Origin of the sequence: Nisaea sp., assembly GCF_034670185.1 — a bacterium.
GTDB lineage: Bacteria > Pseudomonadota > Alphaproteobacteria > Thalassobaculales > Thalassobaculaceae > Nisaea.
In genome coordinates this window covers 444,329-461,347 of sequence record NZ_JAXMNY010000004.1, presented here as the reverse complement: position 1 = coordinate 461,347, position 17,019 = coordinate 444,329, and the positions used below count along the sequence as shown (strand labels likewise).

Sequence of the window (17,019 nt, the reverse complement as noted above, 5' to 3'; positions counted from 1 at the left end):
TCCTCACACCTCGCATAAATTCTTAACGAACCTTAGTGCAATTTCTCCAGGCGCGCCATGTCCCGCACGGGTTTGGAGCGGGCTGGACGCGCGAACAGCTGAGCGATATGACGAGCACGGTATGTTCCCCTGATTTTCCGGAGTAGGGCGCCTTGGCAGATCACCGAAACAGCGATGTTGTTATCATCGGAGGCGGCGTGATCGGCAGCGCGATTGCGTATTTTCTTGCCGCCAACCCGGCCGGGCCCGGCACGATAACCGTGATTGAGCGAGACCCGAGCTACGAAAAGGCGTCCACACCGAGGTCAGCGGGCGGCATCCGCCAGCAATTCTCCAATCCCGAAAACATCGAGATCGGCCTTTTCGGCCATCACTTCGTAACCCACCTCGCGGAATATCTGTCCGTGGACGGAGAATGCCCCGATCCCGGCTTCCGCGAGGGCGGCTATCTCTTCCTTGCCGGACCGGACGGGCTTGAGGTCCTTGTTCAGAACCACGAAGAGCAGGCTCGCCATGGATGCGAGATTGACCTGCTTGACCTCGTTTCACTTGAGAAACAATTCTCCTGGCTCAATCTTGACGGCATTGCCGGTGCTGCGTTTGGAAGGCAGGGCGAGGGCTGGATTGACCCGAACACCCTGATGCAGGCTTTCAAGCGCAAGGCCCGCAACCTCGGGGTTCTGTATCTTGAGGGCGAAGTCATTGCCCTGGAGCATAATTACCGCCGGATCGCGGCGGTGATCCTCGGAGATGGGCAGCGCATTGCCGCCGGTACCGTTGTGAATGCAGCGGGCGCCAATGCAGGCAAGGTCGCGGCACTGGCCGGCGTCGCGCTGCCGGTCTCCCCCCGCAAACGCAATGTCTTTGTCTTCGATTGCCGTGAGCCGCTGGACCCGGCCGTGCCTCTGCTGATCGACCCGACCGGCGTTTACGTGCGGCCCGAGAGCGGCGGGTATATCTGCGGGGTTTCGCCCCCCGCGGATCAGGATCAGGACGGGGATACCAACGATATCGACGTGGATTATCACTGGTTCGAGGAGGTGGTCTGGCCGACCCTCGCACACAGGATACCAGCCTTCGAAACCATCAAACTGTCCGGGGCCTGGGCCGGATATTACGATTACAACAATGTCGATCAGAACGGCATTGTCGGCGCGCATCCCGCGCTTGCGAATTTTTACTTCGCCAACGGCTTTTCCGGCCATGGTCTGCAACAGGCACCGGCCGTCGGCCGGGCAATGGCGGAATTGCTGATCTCGGGCGCATTCAAAACCATCGATTTGTCCCGCTTCTGCTTTGAGCGGTTCGAAAGCGGCGCCCTGGTTCTGGAGCGCAATATCGTCTAATTCTTCTGATCTCGTAACGAAATCAGCTCATACAGCAAATCGAGCGCCTCACGCGGCGTGAGGTCATCCGGCCGGATCTCCGAGAGTCGCGCTTCGAGCGGGCTGACCCGTTGCTGCACCTGCGGCTTTGCCGGCGCCATCGCCTGAAACAGAGGCAACTCCTCGGCAAGGCTGGAAGCGTTACTGGACGCCTTGCTTTGTTCCAGAAGCTTCAGCACTTCCTCCGCCCGCGCGACCACCGCCGGCGGTAAGCCGGCCAGTTTGGCGACATGGATGCCGTAGGACCGATCGGCCGCACCGGCCACCACCTCATGCAGGAAGACGACATCGTCGTTCCATTCCTTGATGCGCATGGTGTGGCAGGACAGGCTGCCAAGCTTCGCTTCAAGGCCGGTCAGCTCGTGATAGTGGGTCGCGAAAAGCGCCCGCGCCCGGCTGATCTCATGCAGATGCTCTACCGTCGCCCAAGCAATGGACAAGCCGTCAAACGTCGCCGTGCCCCGGCCAATCTCGTCGAGAATGACCAGCGAGCGTTCCGTCGCCTGATTGAGGATGGTCGCGGTTTCCACCATCTCCACCATGAAGGTGGAGCGGCCGCGGGCCAGATCGTCTGCTGCCCCCACCCGGCTAAACAGACGATCGACAACACCGATATGCGCCGCTTCCGCCGGCACGAAGGACCCGGCCTGCGCCATCAGGGCGATCAGGGCATTCTGGCGAAGGAATGTACTTTTACCGGCCATGTTCGGGCCGGTGATGAGCCAGAGGCGCTGTGCATCTTCCAGCACGCAATCGTTCGGCACAAACCCGCTGTCTCCGGGATTGAGTGCCTCGACCACCGGATGCCGCCCGCCACGGATTTCAAAAGCGAGCGAGCCGTCCACCTCGGGACGGCAATACCGGCGCTCGACGGCAAGCTCCGCCAGCGCTGTCGCCACGTCGAGCCGGGCCAGCGCTGCGGCCGCCAGGGACACCGCCCCGGCCTCGGCCAGGATAGCATCGACCAGTTCCTTGAAGTGGCCCTGCTCCAGCGCCACGGCCTTGTCAGCCGCCTGAGACAGATCCCGTTCCAGCTCACCCAGTTCCACAGTGCTGAAACGCACGGCATTCGCCATGGTCTGGCGATGGATGAAATTCTCCCGGCCGATCAGCTTCTCACCATGCGCTGCCGTCACTTCGATGAAATACCCAAGCACATTGTTGTGCTTGATCTTCAGCGCACTGACTCCCGTTTCCGTTGCGTAACGAGCCTGCAGCCCGGCAATCAGACGTCTGCTTTCGTCCCGCAGCGTGCGCAGCCGGTCCAGCTCGGGCGCATAGCCTGACGCGATAAAGCCGCCGTCGCGGGCAAGCAGCGGCAAATCAGCCGCCAGAGCACGGGTCAACCGGTCGACCAGCACCTCGTGATAGCCGAGCTCCTCGAAGATCGACCGCGCTTCCTCTGGCGCGCCGCCGACATCGCCGGTCAGACCACCGGCCATGGCATCGGCCCGGGCCAGCTGATCGCGCAACGGGCCGGTTCCGGACAGCCCGTCACGGACCGCTGCCAGATCGCGGGGCCCGCCGCGTCCAAGCGCGACACGGGAGAGAGCACGCTCCACATCCGGCAAGGCCTTCAGCGTCTCACGGATCTCTCCGCGCAGCCGTTCGCCCTCCCGGAAATGCGCCACCGCATCAAGACGGCGACCGATTTCCGCGACATCGGTCACCGGCGCGGAAAGACGCTGGGCCAGCAAGCGCCCACCGGCACCTGTCACCGTGCGGTCTATGACATTCAGCAGGGCGCCACGCTTTTCGCCGCTGAGAGTCCGCAAGATCTCCAGATTCCGCCGGGTAGAGGCATCAATCTCGACGAGACCGCCGGCCTGCCAACGGCGCGGCGGCAACAGTCGCGGCATGGAGCCGATCTGGGTCAATTCGAGATAGTCGACCAGAGCCCCGGCCGCCGCCAGTTCGGCCCGCTCAAATGCTCCGAACCCTTCAAGCGACGCGACTTCGAACAGCGCTTCGAGCCGCTTCCGGCCATTCTCGCTATCGAAACGGCTGGCGGGCTGCGGCACTGCCGCCGCGCGCCAGTCTTCAAGAACGCCGCCGAGACCGCTCGACGCTTCCATCAGTGTTTCGGGAACCAGCAATTCGCTGGGCCCGACCCGGGCGAGAGCAGCGCCAATACCGTTCATGGCAACAGGCTGGGCATGAAAATCGCCCGTCGAAACATCGATCCAGGCCAGGCCGAGACCGCCCTGCGCCATGGCCAGGGCCGCCAGGTAATTGTTGCTGCGGGCATCGAGCAGCGCGTCTTCGGTGATGGTACCCGGCGTGACCACGCGCACCACTGCGCGCCGGACCACCGACTTCGCGCCACGCTTCTTGGCTTCCGCCGGGTCTTCCGTCTGCTCGCAGATGGCAACCCGGAATCCCTTGCGGATCAGGCGCGCCAGATAGCCCTCGGCGGCATGATGGGGAACGCCGCACATCGGGATCGGCTCGCCGCCATGTTGACCTCGTTTCGTGAGCGTAATGTCGAGAGCAGCGGCTGCCGCCTCGGCATCCTCGAAGAACATCTCGTAGAAATCGCCCATGCGATAGAACAGGAGAGCGTCCGGATGGGCGTCCTTGACCTCAAAATATTGCTGGAACATAGGGGTCGCCGAAGCGCGGTCATGGGACGCTGCGCCAGTGGCGGCGGTCTGCCCGCCCCCTGTCTGCGGATTTGCTTGGGAGATCGTATTCACTGCCAAAAAGTCGCTAGGGCCAATTGATTGCGGGAAAAGGCGGCGACCATAACACGACGTTCGAGGCAACTTCCAATGCCGAACGACACCTGTTTCCCTACATTTTTGGAACCTCTTCCCATGATATGAAATTGCCCGTGGCGCGAGCGGGGCCTATCGTTCAGTAATTTGGTTCCGATTGTTCCGCGCGGACCGATGGCGGTCTGCCCAATAAACCAAGCCCTTGGGGGAAGCGTCATGGATGATGCGAAGCGCATGCTTGAGACTGAAGCACTGGAATTTCATGCCTCCGGCCGCCCCGGTAAACTTGAAATCGCCGCGACCAAAAACCTGACAACGCAGCGCGATCTGGCGCTCGCCTACTCCCCTGGAGTGGCCTATCCCTGCCTCGCCATCAACAAGGACGAGAGCAAGGCCTACGAATATACGGCGAAGGGCAATATCGTCGCCGTCATCTCGAACGGTACTGCCGTCCTCGGCCTGGGCGATATCGGGGCACAGGCGGCGAAGCCGGTGATGGAAGGTAAGGCGGTGCTGTTCAAGCGGTTCGCCGATATCGATGGTTTCGATCTTGAGGTCGACACCAAGGATGTCGACGAGTTCGTGAACTCCGTCCGCTTCCTCGGCAAGACCTTCGGCGGCATCAATCTGGAAGACATCAAGGCGCCCGACTGCTTCATCATCGAGCAGCGCCTGAAAGAGCTGATGGACATTCCCGTCTTTCACGACGACCAGCACGGCACGGCGATCATCACCGCCGCCGGCATGATCAACGCGCTGGACCTGACCGGCCGCACGCTCGAGAACTCCAAGATGGTGGTGAACGGCGCCGGTTCCGCCGCCATTGCCTGCGTCGAACTGCTCAAATCCATGGGCATGAAGGACGAGAACGTCATTCTGTGCGACAGCCGCGGCGTGATCTACCAAGGCCGCGATGCCGGCATGAACCAGTGGAAATCAAAGCACGCCGTCGACACCCCGATGCGCACGCTTGCCGAAGCGATCAAGGGCGCGGACATTTTCTGCGGTCTCTCGGCGAAGGACGCCATGACCAAGGACATGGTGAAAGACATGGCCGACCGGCCGATCATCTTCGCTATGGCCAACCCGGATCCGGAAATTACCCCGGAGGATGTGGCCACAGTCCGCTCGGACGCCATTGTCGCCACCGGCCGGTCCGACTATCCGAACCAGGTCAACAACGTGCTCGGCTTCCCCTACATCTTCCGAGGCGCTCTCGACGTCAGGGCGAGCGAGATCAATGACGAGATGAAGATCGCCGCCGCAAACGCTCTGGCGGAACTCGCCCGCGAGGACGTGCCGGACGAGGTCGGCAAGGCCTATGGCCGCACGTTGCATTACGGTGAGGGCTACATCATTCCGGCGCCGTTCGATCCGCGCCTGATCGTCAAGGTCTCCTCCGCCGTGGCTCAGGCCGCCATGGATACCGGCGTTGCCCGCAATCCGATCGCAGACATGGATGCCTATCGGGCCGAACTCGGCGCCCGGCTTGACCCGACCTCCTCCAGCCTGCAGGTCATCTTCGACCGAATCCGCGCCAATCCGCAGCGCGTCGTCTTCGCCGAGGGCGAAGAGGAGCGGGTGATCCGCGCCGCCGTCACCTTCCGCAATGGCGGCTACGGCATTCCGGTGCTGGTCGGCCGGGAAGATGTGATCAAGGAGAAGATCATCGAGCTTGGCATCAAGGGCGCCGAGACGCTGGAAATCAACAACGCCAAGCTGTCTGAGCACAACGAAGCCTATACGGAGATGCTCTACAAGCGCCTGCAGCGCAAAGGGCATATCCAGCGCGACTGCCAGCGCATGGTGCATCAGGACCGAAATGTGTTCGGCGCCTGCATGGTTGCCTCCGGACATGCCGAGGCAATGGTGACCGGCCTGACCCGTAATTTCGGCGTGACCCACGAATATGTCACCCGCGTGCTCGACCCGAAGCCGGGTCAGCAGCTGATGACCTATTCCATCGTCATCAACCGAGGTCGCACGATCTTCATCAGCGATACCAACGTGAACGAGCTGCCGAGCGCCGAGGAACTCGCCGATATTGCCGTGCAGACGGCGGAACATGCGCGGGCCTTTGGCCACACACCCCGCGTCGCGCTGCTGTCCTTCTCGAACTTCGGCTATCCGCCCCGTGAGAAGGCTGTGCGTATCCGCGATGCGGTCGCAATCCTCGACGCGCGCGGTGTCGATTTTGAGTATGACGGCGAAATGTCCGCGGATATCGCCCTCGATTACGAGGCGATGAAGCGGAACTATCCGTTCTGTCGTCTCACCGGCCCGGCCAATGTTCTTGTCATGCCGGCCCTGCATTCCGCCAACATCACCTACAAGATGCTGCAGTCGATGAGCGGCGCCGCCGTCATCGGACCGATGCTGGTCGGACTGGAGAAGCCGGTGCAGATCGTACAGATGAGCGCGACCGTTACCGATCTGGTCAACGCCGCGGCCATCGCAGCCCATACCGCACTCGGGAAATAGATCTCTTGCTACATTGATCCGCCTTTCGCGCCATAACCGGCGCGAAAGGCCTCTTTTATACATTTTCGTGCCTATTTTAGGCTGGGGTCCGTGTTTTCCGACCCATATGATAGAAACTGTCATACCGTTGGCGCTAGAGAATGCGATCAATGCGCAGGAGCGCTGGCCGCCCGGCGTAAAACCGCCAATTGATCAAAAAAACCGATGAGCGAACAGCCGATCGAAACAGATTCCTCAGCCAAGAACGACGGTCCGGTGGCACTGCCGCTTTGGGATGTGTTCCGTGGCGGCCTGGTGGTTTCGATGCCGGCCGCGATCGCACTCGGCGCGATCACCGCTCTCGATGCCGTCGAGCCCTGGCATGCGGTCGGCGCCTGGATCGTTGCACTGATTATAGCAATGGGCATCGTGCGGCGGCATTATAGTCTGCTGGACGCCATCAAGCGCCATATCCAGCGCCGGGCCGGTTCCAGCGCACCCGAACGCGCCTCAAAGACCGGCGACGTGCTGTCCGACATCGCGGACGGGATCGGGGAAACCGCAGAGCTCGCTGCCGCTCTGACCCGCCTGTTCCGGGCGACAGCAGACCGGCGCACGCAGCTTCAGGCACTGAACGAGCGTCATGTCTCGATCATCGACAATATCCCGGACCCGCTTATCTTCCTGAATGCCAAAGGCCGCGTTCAAAGTATGAACAAGGCTGCCCGCGACCGCTTTGGCGGCCGTATCATGGGGCGTGAACTCTCCCATGTCGCACGCGACCCCGCCTTGCTCGAGGCCGGCAACGCGGTCCTTGCACAAGGCGGGAACCGAACGGTCGAGATCTCCATCTCGGACCCGGTGCATCGGGTTTTCAATGTCCGGATCGAAGCCCTTCCCAATGAACAGGACGAGCAACGCTCTGCACTGGTGATTTTCCGGGACCTGACCGAAATCCGCCGGATCGAAAGCATGCGCGTCGATTTCGTCGCCAATGTCAGCCATGAGCTACGAACACCGCTGGCGACCCTGCATGGCTTCATCGAAACCTTGCGCGGGCCGGCACGGGACGATCTGGACGCGCATGAGCGGTTTCTTGAGATCATGGAGCAACAGACCAGCCGCATGACCCGGCTGGTCACGGACTTGCTGTCACTCTCCCGGATCGAGACAGCAGAGCATACGGCCCCGAATGAAGAAGTGGCGCTGCGTCCGCTAGCAGAGCATCTGACCGCGGCCGCGGAACTCACCGCGGCACGGCGCGGAATTCGCATCGCGCTCGATATCAATCCCGATCTACCGGCCCTGATCGCCAACAGTGATGAAATCTCTCAGGTGCTTCAGAACCTTCTCGAGAACGCGATCAAGTATGGCCGTGATAAGAGCGTCGTCACCATCCGTGCAGATGTTGCCAGCGATCTGCCCGCATCGTTAAGTTTGCAGGCGGATCATGTCGCCACGATCTCTGTCTCGGACCAGGGTGATGGCATTCCGCGGGAACATATCCCGCGCCTCACCGAACGCTTCTACCGTGTGGACACCGCACGCTCTCGGGAGATGGGCGGCACCGGCCTCGGTCTGGCCATCGTGAAGCACATTGTCAGCCGCCACCGCGGCGCCCTGACCATTGACAGCAAGGTCGGCGAAGGCAGCACTTTCACGGTCTACATTCCGTGCAGGGCCCCTGCCGTCACAAAATCGCAAACTTTCGCCGCCGGCTGAAACAAAACCTTCACATATCCGTAGTAATTAGGACTCCTGACAGGCGTAGGTAACGGGGCGACCCGGCCTGCAATGTGCCGGGCCTGATCGATCACACTCCTTTGTCCCGGAGGCAAAATCGTGCTTAGGAACTCAATTATCAAGGCTATCCCGCTCGCCCTCGCCGGCGTTATCGCTGTTGCAGCGGCCGCTGAAGCCCGCGACCAGATCCGCATCGTCGGATCCTCGACCGTATTCCCGTTCTCCACGACCGTTGCAGAAACGTTCGGCAAGACCAGCGGCTTCAAGACGCCGGTCGTCGAAAGCACCGGTTCCGGTGGCGGTCTGAAGCTGTTCTGCTCCGGTGTGGGCGTCCAGCATCCGGACATCACCAACGCTTCGCGCCGGATCAAGAAATCCGAAGTCGAGCTTTGCGCCAAGAACGGCGTTGCCGACATCGTTGAAGTGAAGATCGGTTTTGACGGAATCGTCATCGGCAACGCAAAGGGCGGCGCCGACTTCAACCTGACCAAGCAACAGATCTTCCTGGCCCTCGCCGCTGAAGTTCCGGTTGACGGCAAGATGGTCAAGAACCCGTACAGCAAATGGTCCGATATCGATAAGTCTCTGCCGGATCAGGCCATCGAAGTGCTTGGCCCGCCTCCGACATCCGGTACCCGCGACGCTTTCGTCGAGCTGGCCATGCGCCCGGGCGCCAAGTCCTTCAAGATGCTTGCCGACATGCGCAAGGCCGACAAGAAGGGCTTCCGCAAGATTTCCGACTCCATGCGGGAAGACGGCAAGTTCATCGAAGCAGGCGAGAACGACAACCTGATCGTTCAGAAGCTTCAGGCTAACCAGGCTGCCCTGGGTATCTTCGGCTTCAGCTTCCTTGATCAGAACAGCGACAAGATCAAAGGCGCGAACGTCGCCGGCGTTTCCCCGACCTTCGAAAACATCGCTGGCGGCGACTATGGCATCTCCCGCTCCCTTTACTTCTACGTGAAGTCCGCGCATATCGGCGTGGTTCCGGGCATCCAGGAATATGTCACTGAGTTCACCAGCGAAAAAGCCATCGGCGACGAAGGATACCTGACCGACAAGGGTCTGATCCCGCTGCCGGGCGCCGACCGCGAGAAGTATCGCGCGGCCGCTGCCAACAAGACCAACCTGACCATGTAATTGGTCTCACGGGAGAGGCGGTCCACCGCCTCTCCCCTGTCTTTATGGACCCGCTCGAAACCGTGGATCCATAAAGACAGGCACTTATTCGGCCCGGCACCTCCAGCCGCAGCCAAGAGCAACCTCCGCCGGCAGGGCACTATGAACAGCTTCTTTCTTATTCTGGTTGTCATCGGACTGTCGGTTGCCGGCTACGCGGTCGGCCGGGCCAGATCCGTTTTCGCTGCGTCGGGCGATGTCCGTATCCTGCACTCACTGCCAAGCTACTACGGTATGTTCGTGGCGCTCGGTTGCGGGTTGCCCGCGATACTTCTGCTGGCGATCTGGCTGATCGTCCAGCCGCAGATCGTCGATCACATGGTGATGTCGGGACTTGATGCGTCGATCATGCCGCAAAATGCGGACGATTATTCACTGATGCTGACAGATATCCGGAACCTCTCCAGCGGAAACGCTGTCAGCCGTGAGGCCAGTCCGGCCATCGTCGCCGCTACCGAACGCTATCTGGCGCTGCAATCCATCGGCTTCTGGTCCATGGTTGCCAGCGTCGTCTGCATCGCATTGCTTGGTCTCGCCTGGGCCCGCTCCCAGATCAGTCGCAGATTCCGGGCGCGCAACGCGGTCGAGAAAATCATTCGCGGGCTGCTGATAATCTGCTCGATGATCGCGATCCTGACGACCGTCGGCATCGTCATGTCGCTGATCTTCGAAAGCATCCGGTTCTTCGCCCGCGTCCCCTTCTTCGACTTCCTGTTCGGCATTCACTGGAGCCCGCAAACGGCAATCCGCGCCGAGCAAGTCGGGGCCTCCGGCAGCTTCGGCGCCGTGCCACTATTCGCCGGGACCATGCTGATCACTCTGATCGCGATGCTGGTCGCAGGTCCGATCGGTCTGCTCTCCGCGATCTACATGGCGGAATATGCCAATCCCAAATTCCGCGCTATCGCCAAGCCGATGCTGGAAGTGCTGGCCGGTATCCCGACTGTCGTCTACGGCTTCTTCGCCGCCCTGACAGTCGCGCCGCTGATCCGCGGCTGGGGCGAGGGTGTCGGGCTCGATGTTTCATCGGAAAGTGCGCTCGCGGCAGGTCTGGTCATGGGCATCATGATCATTCCTTTCGTCTCATCGCTCTCGGACGACGTCATCAACTCGGTGCCGCAATCCTTGCGCGACGGTTCTTACGGGCTTGGTGCAACCAAGTCCGAAACCATCCGGCATGTGATCATTCCGGCCGCCCTTCCGGGCATTGTCGGGGCCTTTCTGCTGGCCGTCTCCCGCGCCATCGGCGAGACCATGATCGTGGTGATGGCCGCCGGCCTCGCCTCGAACCTGACGGCAAACCCGTTTGAAGCCGTCACCACGGTGACGGTGCAGATCGTCACCTTGCTGGTCGGCGATCAGGAATTCGACTCCGCCAAGACGCTCGCGGCCTTCGCCCTCGGTCTTGTGCTTTTCTTTGTCACCCTCGGTCTGAATGTGGTCGCCCTACGGGTGGTCCGGAAATATCGGGAAAAATATGACTGACGCGATCATGAATTCGAAATCAGGTACCGAGATCCGCAGGCCGACTCTTTCCGAGGACCGTCTGAAAAAGCGCTATGCGGCGGAACGCCGTTTCCGGATGTACGGTCTGGGCAGCATTATTGCCGCCGGTCTGATGCTGGTATTTCTCGTCGGAAGCATCTCCGGGACGGGCTATACGGCTTTCCTGCAGACATACATCAAGCTGAATATCTCGTTCGATCCGGAATATCTCGATCCGGCCGGCACGGGCGATATAGCCCAGCTCAAGACCGCCGACTATGGCGGACTGATCAAGAAGAACCTGCGCGACAATTTCCCGGAGGTCACCGGCCGAAAAGACAAACGGAAGCTGTACAACTTCGTCTCGCCAAATGCCGGTTTTGTCTTGCGGGATATGGTGATCGAGAACCCCACCCTGGTCGGGCAGACTTTCGATCTCTGGGTCAAGGCATCCGACGATATCGACATGCTGACCAAGGGTTATGTTGATCGCACTCTTGAGGAAAGCAACCGCCGGGTCACCGACACCGAGCTCACCTGGTACGATAAGCTGGACTCGAACGATCGAATTGAAACGCGCTTCAATACCGATTTCTTTATGAACGCGGACAGCCGCGAGCCGGAGGAAGCAGGTATTCTCGGCGCCGTGACAGGCTCCTTGCTGACCCTGGTGATCACCCTGCTCTTGTCGTTTCCCATCGGAGTGATGGCAGCGATCTATCTGGAAGAGTTCGCGCCAAAGAACAGATGGACCGACCTGATTGAGGTCAACATCAACAACCTCGCGGCGGTGCCGTCCATTGTGTTCGGTCTGCTTGGCCTCGCGATGTTCCTCAACTTCTTCGGCTTCCCGCGCTCCGCCCCGCTGGTCGGCGGCATGGTGCTGGCACTGATGACATTGCCGACCATTATCATCGCCTCCCGCTCCGCCCTGAAAGCGGTGCCGCCCTCGATCCGGGAAGCAGCACTCGGGCTCGGTGCTTCGCCGCTGCAGGTCGTGACCCATCACGTACTGCCACTGGCCATGCCCGGCATCCTGACCGGCACCATCATCGGCATGGCCCAGGCACTCGGCGAGACCGCACCGTTGCTGATGATCGGCATGATCGCCTTCATCGTCGACGTCCCCGGCGGCTTCACCGATCCGGCGACCGTGCTGCCGGTGCAGATCTATCTCTGGGCGGACAGCCCCGAGCGCGCCTTTGTAGAGCGAACCTCAGCCGCCATCATGGTGCTGCTTGCGTTCCTCATTTTCATGAACATTGTAGCCGTCATGCTTCGCAAGAAGTTCGAACGGCGCTGGTAGAGGTAATTCCATGAGCAAAAACAAGAATATGGCCAAGTCCGATGCCTCCCCGACACCAAGCGCCAAGCCGAAGATGAAGGGCGACAAGGTCAAGGTCTTCTACGGTGAGAAGCAGGCCCTGATGGATGTCGACCTAGACATCCAACCGAACGAGGTCACGGCTCTGATCGGACCCTCCGGCTGCGGCAAGTCCACTTTCCTGCGCTGCCTGAACCGGATGAACGACGTCATCGACATCTGCCGCGTGGAAGGCAAAATCACCCTCGACGATGAGAATATCTACGACTCCTCGCTCGATCCGGTGCAGCTCCGTGCCCGCGTCGGCATGGTGTTCCAGAAGCCGAATCCGTTCCCGAAGTCGATCTACGACAATGTCGCCTATGGCCCGCGCATTCACGGCACGGCCCAGAGCAAGGCCGACATCGATGAGATCGTCGAGACGAGCCTGACCAAGGCCGGTCTCTTCGGGGAAGTCAAAGACCGCCTGCTGGAGCCAGGCACCGGCCTTTCCGGCGGCCAGCAGCAGCGCCTCTGCATCGCCCGCGCCATCGCGGTCAATCCGGAAGTGATCCTGATGGACGAGCCCTGCTCGGCCCTCGATCCGATCGCTACGGCGAAGATCGAGGAGCTGATCGACGAGCTGCGCGAGAACTACACGATCGTTATCGTCACCCACTCCATGCAGCAGGCTGCACGGGTTTCCCAGCGCACCGCCTTCTTCCATCTGGGCGAGCTGGTCGAGGTCGGCGATACCGAGCAGATCTTCACCAACCCGAACGACTCCCGCACGCAGGGCTATATTACCGGCCGGTTCGGCTAAGAAAGATCACGGAAAGTATCTCAATGGGTTCGAACAACGACCACATAGTCAGCTCTTTCGACGAAGAACTTGGAGCCCTCAAAGCCAAGATCGCCCAGATGGGCGGCCTTGTCGAAAGTCAGTGCGAAGCAGCTGTCCGTGCCGTGCATCGGCGGGATCAGGCGCTCGCCCAACGGGTGCGCGAAGCCGATGCTCCGATCGACCTTCTGGAAACAGAGGTCGAGGCCATGAGCCTCCGGCTGCTCGCGCTGCGCCAGCCGCTCGGGGGAGACCTTCGCACGGTCGTGGCCAGCCTGAAGATCGTCAGCGACCTTGAGCGCATCGGCGATTACGCCGCGAATATCGGCAAGCGCGCCATTGTGCTCAGTAGCCTGCCAGAGATCCCGCCTGCCAATGGCATTGTGCGCATCGGCAGCCTGGTCCAGTCCCTGATCAAGGATGTGCTGGACGCCTACGCGGACGACAACCTTGATCTCGCTGTTGCCGCCTGGCACCGGGATGAGGATATCGACGAGCTCTACACCAGCCTGTTCCGAGAACTGCTGACCTACATGATGGAAGATCCGCGGAATATCTCCGCTTCCACCCATCTTCTGTTCATCGCGAAGAACCTGGAGCGCATGGGCGATCACGCGACCAACATCGCCGAGACCGTGCATTTCCAGATCAAAGGCACGAAAATGCAGGCCGATCGCCCCAAGGGCGAGGACGCCAGCTATGTCGTGACGATGCCCGAATGAGCGTTCATATCGAGAGTTAGTGTCCTATGAACATGATGAGTCCCAAAATCCTGATCGTGGAGGACGAAGCCCCTATCGTCACTCTGCTGCGCTACAACCTTGAGCGGGAAGGGTTCGAAGTCCTCGAAGCCGGCGATGGTGAAGAAGCCATACTGCTGGCCATGGAGAAAACCCCCGATCTGATCCTGCTGGACTGGATGTTGCCGCTTCTCTCCGGTGTCGAGGTCTGCCGCAGACTGCGCCGGACGCCCGAGACCAAAGGCATACCGGTGATCATGCTGACAGCGCGCGGCGATGAGGGTGACCGGATCCGTGGCCTCAACGCAGGCGCGGACGATTATATCACCAAGCCTTTCAGCCCGAGCGAGCTGATCGCCCGCATCCGCGCCGTGCTGCGCCGGACACGGCCGGCGAGCGATGCCGAGACCCTGGAGTTTGAAGATCTCGAAATGGATCTGGCATCCCACAAGGTGCGCCGGAACAACCGGGAGATCCATCTCGGCCCGACCGAATTCCGGCTGCTGCGCTATTTCCTGGAGCATCCGGGCCGGGTGTTTTCCCGTGAGCAATTGCTGGACCGGGTCTGGGGTCCCGACATCTATGTCGAGCCACGTACCGTCGACGTGCATATCCGCCGTCTGCGCAAGGCCATCAATATCGAGGCCGAGTCCGACCTGATCCGTACGGTCCGCTCTGCCGGATACGCTCTCGACCGGTCAACCACACCGGCCTGACCAAGCTCAACCCGCCTGTTTTCCGCCGGACACGGGTTCCGGCGGAAACATCCGCATCAGCACCAGCAGCAGGATCAAACCGGGCACGGCAATCGCCGTCGAGGCGAGGAAGAACCCGATCCAACCGATATGGTCCGTCACCCATCCGCCGCCGGAGCTGAGGATGGTGCGCCCGAAAGCCATGAAGGACGAGAGCAGGGCGAACTGGGTTGCCGTAAAGGCGATGTTCGTCAGGCTGGAGAGATAGGCGACGAAGGCGGCCGTTCCCATGCCGCCGGTAAAGTTCTCAACCCCGATCGTCACCGTCAGAATCCAGAGATCGTGCCCCGCCACCGCCTGCCCGATGAAAACCAGATTTGACAAAGCCTGCAACACGCCGCAGACCAGCAGCGCCTTCAGAAGCCCCATATGCTTCACCAGCGCGCCCCCCGCGAACAATCCCGCCAGCAGAGCGATCAGCCCGAAAACCTTGGTGACCTGGGCGATCTCGGTCTTTGTGAAGCCGAGATCGATATAGAACGGGTTGGTCAGCGTGCCGAGGAAAGCATCCCCGAGCTTGTAAAACAGGATGAAGGCAAGGATCAGCAATGCGCCGCGCCGAAGCAGAAATTCCGAGAAGGGCGCCACGACGGCCCGCTTCGTCCAATTGAGAATTGCATCGGGAGCTGACTTTGCTTCGCGCCTCTCGGCTGCTTCGTCTTCCGCGCCGGACTTTGGCTCCGGGCTCGCGAGGACAGTGATCAAGCCAACCAGCATGAGGCCGGCCATCGCCAGATAAGCGATGAACCACCCGACAGCGTCGGCCAGGAACAGCGCGCCGGCACCAGCGGCGAGGACGCCGATCCGGTATCCGAATGTATAAGCGGCCGCTCCCGCCCCCTGTTCTTCCTCAGGGAGCGTCTCGATCCGATAGGCGTCGACAACAATGTCCTGGCTGGCGGAAAAAAAGGTCACCGCAACTGCCATCGTCGCCATCAGTGCGGGACTGGCCAGCGGGTCAGTGCCGCCAAGCAGAATGATCGACAGCATCAGGCAGAGCTGAGTGAAGATCAGCCAGCCACGGCGGCGGCCGAACAGGTGGCCGAGGATCGGCACCTTCAGACTGTCCATCACCGGCGCCCAGATGAATTTCAGCGTGTAGGGCGTCCCGACCAGAGCGAACAGGCCGATGGTGGTCAGATCCACACCGGACTCACGCATCCATGCGCTGAGCGTGGAGAAGGACAGAAGCAGCGGCAATCCGCTGGAAAACCCGAGAAGCAGAACCACCAGCACGCGGCGCTTCAGATAAAGCGCCGCCGTCTCCACCAGCCAATCCCAGGCGCCGGACAAGGTCTCAGCCAAGCCGCGCGGCCAGAAGGTCTTTCAGATTGGCTTCCGGCCGGGCGCCGTAGTGCGAGATGATCTCGGCCGCGGCAACACCGCCTGCCCGTCCCCAGTCAGCCGGCTCCATACCCTGGCAATAGGCATGCAGGAAACCTGCGGCGAAAAGATCGCCCGCGCCGGTCGTGTCCACCACTGTGGCCACCGGCTCGGCATCAATCACATGGACTTCCGATTTGTGCAGAACGACAGAGCCTTTCGGCCCGCGCGTGATCGCAGCCGTCTCGCAGTTTTGACGGACCTTCTGCAATGCTTCATCGAAATCCGTCGTCTGATAGAGAGACTTCAGCTCTTCCTCGTTAGCGAACAGAATATCGACATGGTGATCGACCAGCTCGAGAAAGGCATCACGGTGGCGGTCGACACAGAACGGATCGGAGAGGGTGAGCGAAACCTTGCCCCCGGTCTCGTGCGCGGTCCGGGCCGCCTTCACGAAGGCCTTCTTGGCTTCCGGCGGATCGAACAGATAGCCTTCCAGATACACCACGCGGCTGTCCGCGATCAGGTCCGGATCGACATCCTCCGGGCCGAGCTGCACGCAAGCGCCAAGGAAGGTGTTCATGCTGCGCTGGGCATCCGGTGTCACCATGATGAGGGATCGGGCGGTTGGCGGCCCGTCCAGGGTCGGCGCTGTGTCGAAGCGCACGCCGACAGCGGTGATGTCATGCCGGAAGACCTTGCCGAGCGTATCGTCCTGTACCTTGCCGATATAACCAGCCTTGCCGCCAAGGGACGCAAGACCTGCGGCCGTGTTGCCGGCAGACCCACCCGACATTTCCATGCCGGGACCCATCTTGCTGTAAAGCAACTCGGCGCGCTCGGCGTCGATCAGGTTCATCGCCCCCTTTTCGATGCCGTTCTCGGAGAGAAATACATCGGTGGCTTGGGCGAAAACGTCGACGATCGCGTTGCCGATACAGGTGACATCGATGGGTTTGGCTGCCATGCGGACCAGGCTCCCGAAAACAGGGCGAAAAAAGGTTGGCGGACCGGATGTCCGCTCAATGCGGCGACAAGGTACTGGAGCAGGGACAGCAAGGAAAGTCTGCTATCACCGAATGGCGCCA

General features: G+C 61.1%; 12 protein-coding genes. 9 read left to right on the top strand and 3 right to left on the bottom strand.

What is annotated here, in order from left to right; genetic code table 11:
* The first annotated feature begins 152 nt into the window (after positions 1–152).
* Positions 153–1,346, top strand: coding sequence for an FAD-binding oxidoreductase (locus tag VOI22_RS18535; RefSeq protein WP_323797921.1), 1,194 nt, complete (start codon positions 153–155; stop codon positions 1,344–1,346).
* Here VOI22_RS18535 and mutS read toward each other — a convergent pair.
* Positions 1,343–3,988: a DNA mismatch repair protein MutS gene (gene mutS / locus VOI22_RS18530; RefSeq protein ID WP_323797920.1), complete on the bottom strand. Its 2,646-nt coding sequence runs from the start codon at positions 3,986–3,988 to the stop codon at positions 1,343–1,345. The genes VOI22_RS18535 and mutS overlap by 4 nt on opposite strands.
* A 330-nt stretch (positions 3,989–4,318) precedes the next feature.
* Between mutS and VOI22_RS18525 the strand changes: the two genes are divergently transcribed.
* The 8 genes from VOI22_RS18525 to phoB all read left to right on the top strand — a co-directional run bounded on the left by VOI22_RS18525 (position 4,319) and on the right by phoB (position 14,569).
* Positions 4,319–6,583, top strand: coding sequence for an NADP-dependent malic enzyme (locus tag VOI22_RS18525; RefSeq protein WP_323797918.1), 2,265 nt, complete (start codon positions 4,319–4,321; stop codon positions 6,581–6,583).
* Positions 6,584–6,787: 204 nt separating this feature from the next.
* A complete protein-coding gene (locus VOI22_RS18520; protein ID WP_323797917.1) occupies positions 6,788–8,284 on the top strand; it encodes an ATP-binding protein in 1,497 nt (498 codons plus the stop codon).
* A 120-nt stretch (positions 8,285–8,404) separates the two neighbouring features.
* Complete coding sequence (locus tag VOI22_RS18515; protein ID WP_323797916.1) at positions 8,405–9,445, top strand: substrate-binding domain-containing protein; 1,041 nt, start codon at positions 8,405–8,407, stop codon at positions 9,443–9,445.
* Positions 9,446–9,586: 141 nt separating this feature from the next.
* Positions 9,587–10,969: a phosphate ABC transporter permease subunit PstC gene (gene pstC / locus VOI22_RS18510; protein WP_323797915.1), complete on the top strand. Its 1,383-nt coding sequence runs from the start codon at positions 9,587–9,589 to the stop codon at positions 10,967–10,969.
* The gene (gene pstA, locus VOI22_RS18505) at positions 10,962–12,275 is read left to right on the top strand and encodes a phosphate ABC transporter permease PstA (RefSeq protein WP_416366263.1); all 1,314 of its coding nucleotides are present in this window, start codon (positions 10,962–10,964) and stop codon (positions 12,273–12,275) included. The genes pstC and pstA overlap by 8 nt, the downstream gene beginning before the upstream one ends.
* Before the next feature lie 28 nt (positions 12,276–12,303).
* Entirely contained in the window at positions 12,304–13,095 is a 792-nt protein-coding gene (gene pstB, locus VOI22_RS18500) for a phosphate ABC transporter ATP-binding protein PstB (protein ID WP_323798022.1), read from the top strand.
* 23 nt (positions 13,096–13,118) lie between these two features.
* On the top strand, positions 13,119–13,835 hold the full coding sequence (phoU, locus tag VOI22_RS18495; RefSeq protein WP_323797914.1) for a phosphate signaling complex protein PhoU: 717 nt from the start codon (positions 13,119–13,121) through the stop codon (positions 13,833–13,835).
* A gap of 35 nt (positions 13,836–13,870) precedes the next feature.
* The gene (gene phoB, locus VOI22_RS18490; RefSeq protein ID WP_416366266.1) at positions 13,871–14,569 is read left to right on the top strand and encodes a phosphate regulon transcriptional regulator PhoB; all 699 of its coding nucleotides are present in this window, start codon (positions 13,871–13,873) and stop codon (positions 14,567–14,569) included.
* A 6-nt stretch (positions 14,570–14,575) separates the two neighbouring features.
* Here phoB and VOI22_RS18485 read toward each other — a convergent pair whose 3' ends face one another.
* Both VOI22_RS18485 and VOI22_RS18480 read right to left on the bottom strand, forming a co-directional pair.
* Positions 14,576–15,913 carry an AmpG family muropeptide MFS transporter gene (locus VOI22_RS18485; protein ID WP_323797913.1) on the bottom strand — a complete coding sequence of 446 codons (1,338 nt, stop codon included), beginning with the start codon at positions 15,911–15,913 and terminating at the stop codon, positions 14,576–14,578.
* Positions 15,906–16,898: an adenosine kinase gene (locus tag VOI22_RS18480; protein ID WP_323797912.1), complete on the bottom strand. Its 993-nt coding sequence runs from the start codon at positions 16,896–16,898 to the stop codon at positions 15,906–15,908. The genes VOI22_RS18485 and VOI22_RS18480 overlap by 8 nt, the downstream gene beginning before the upstream one ends.
* Positions 16,899–17,019 lie beyond the last annotated feature (121 nt).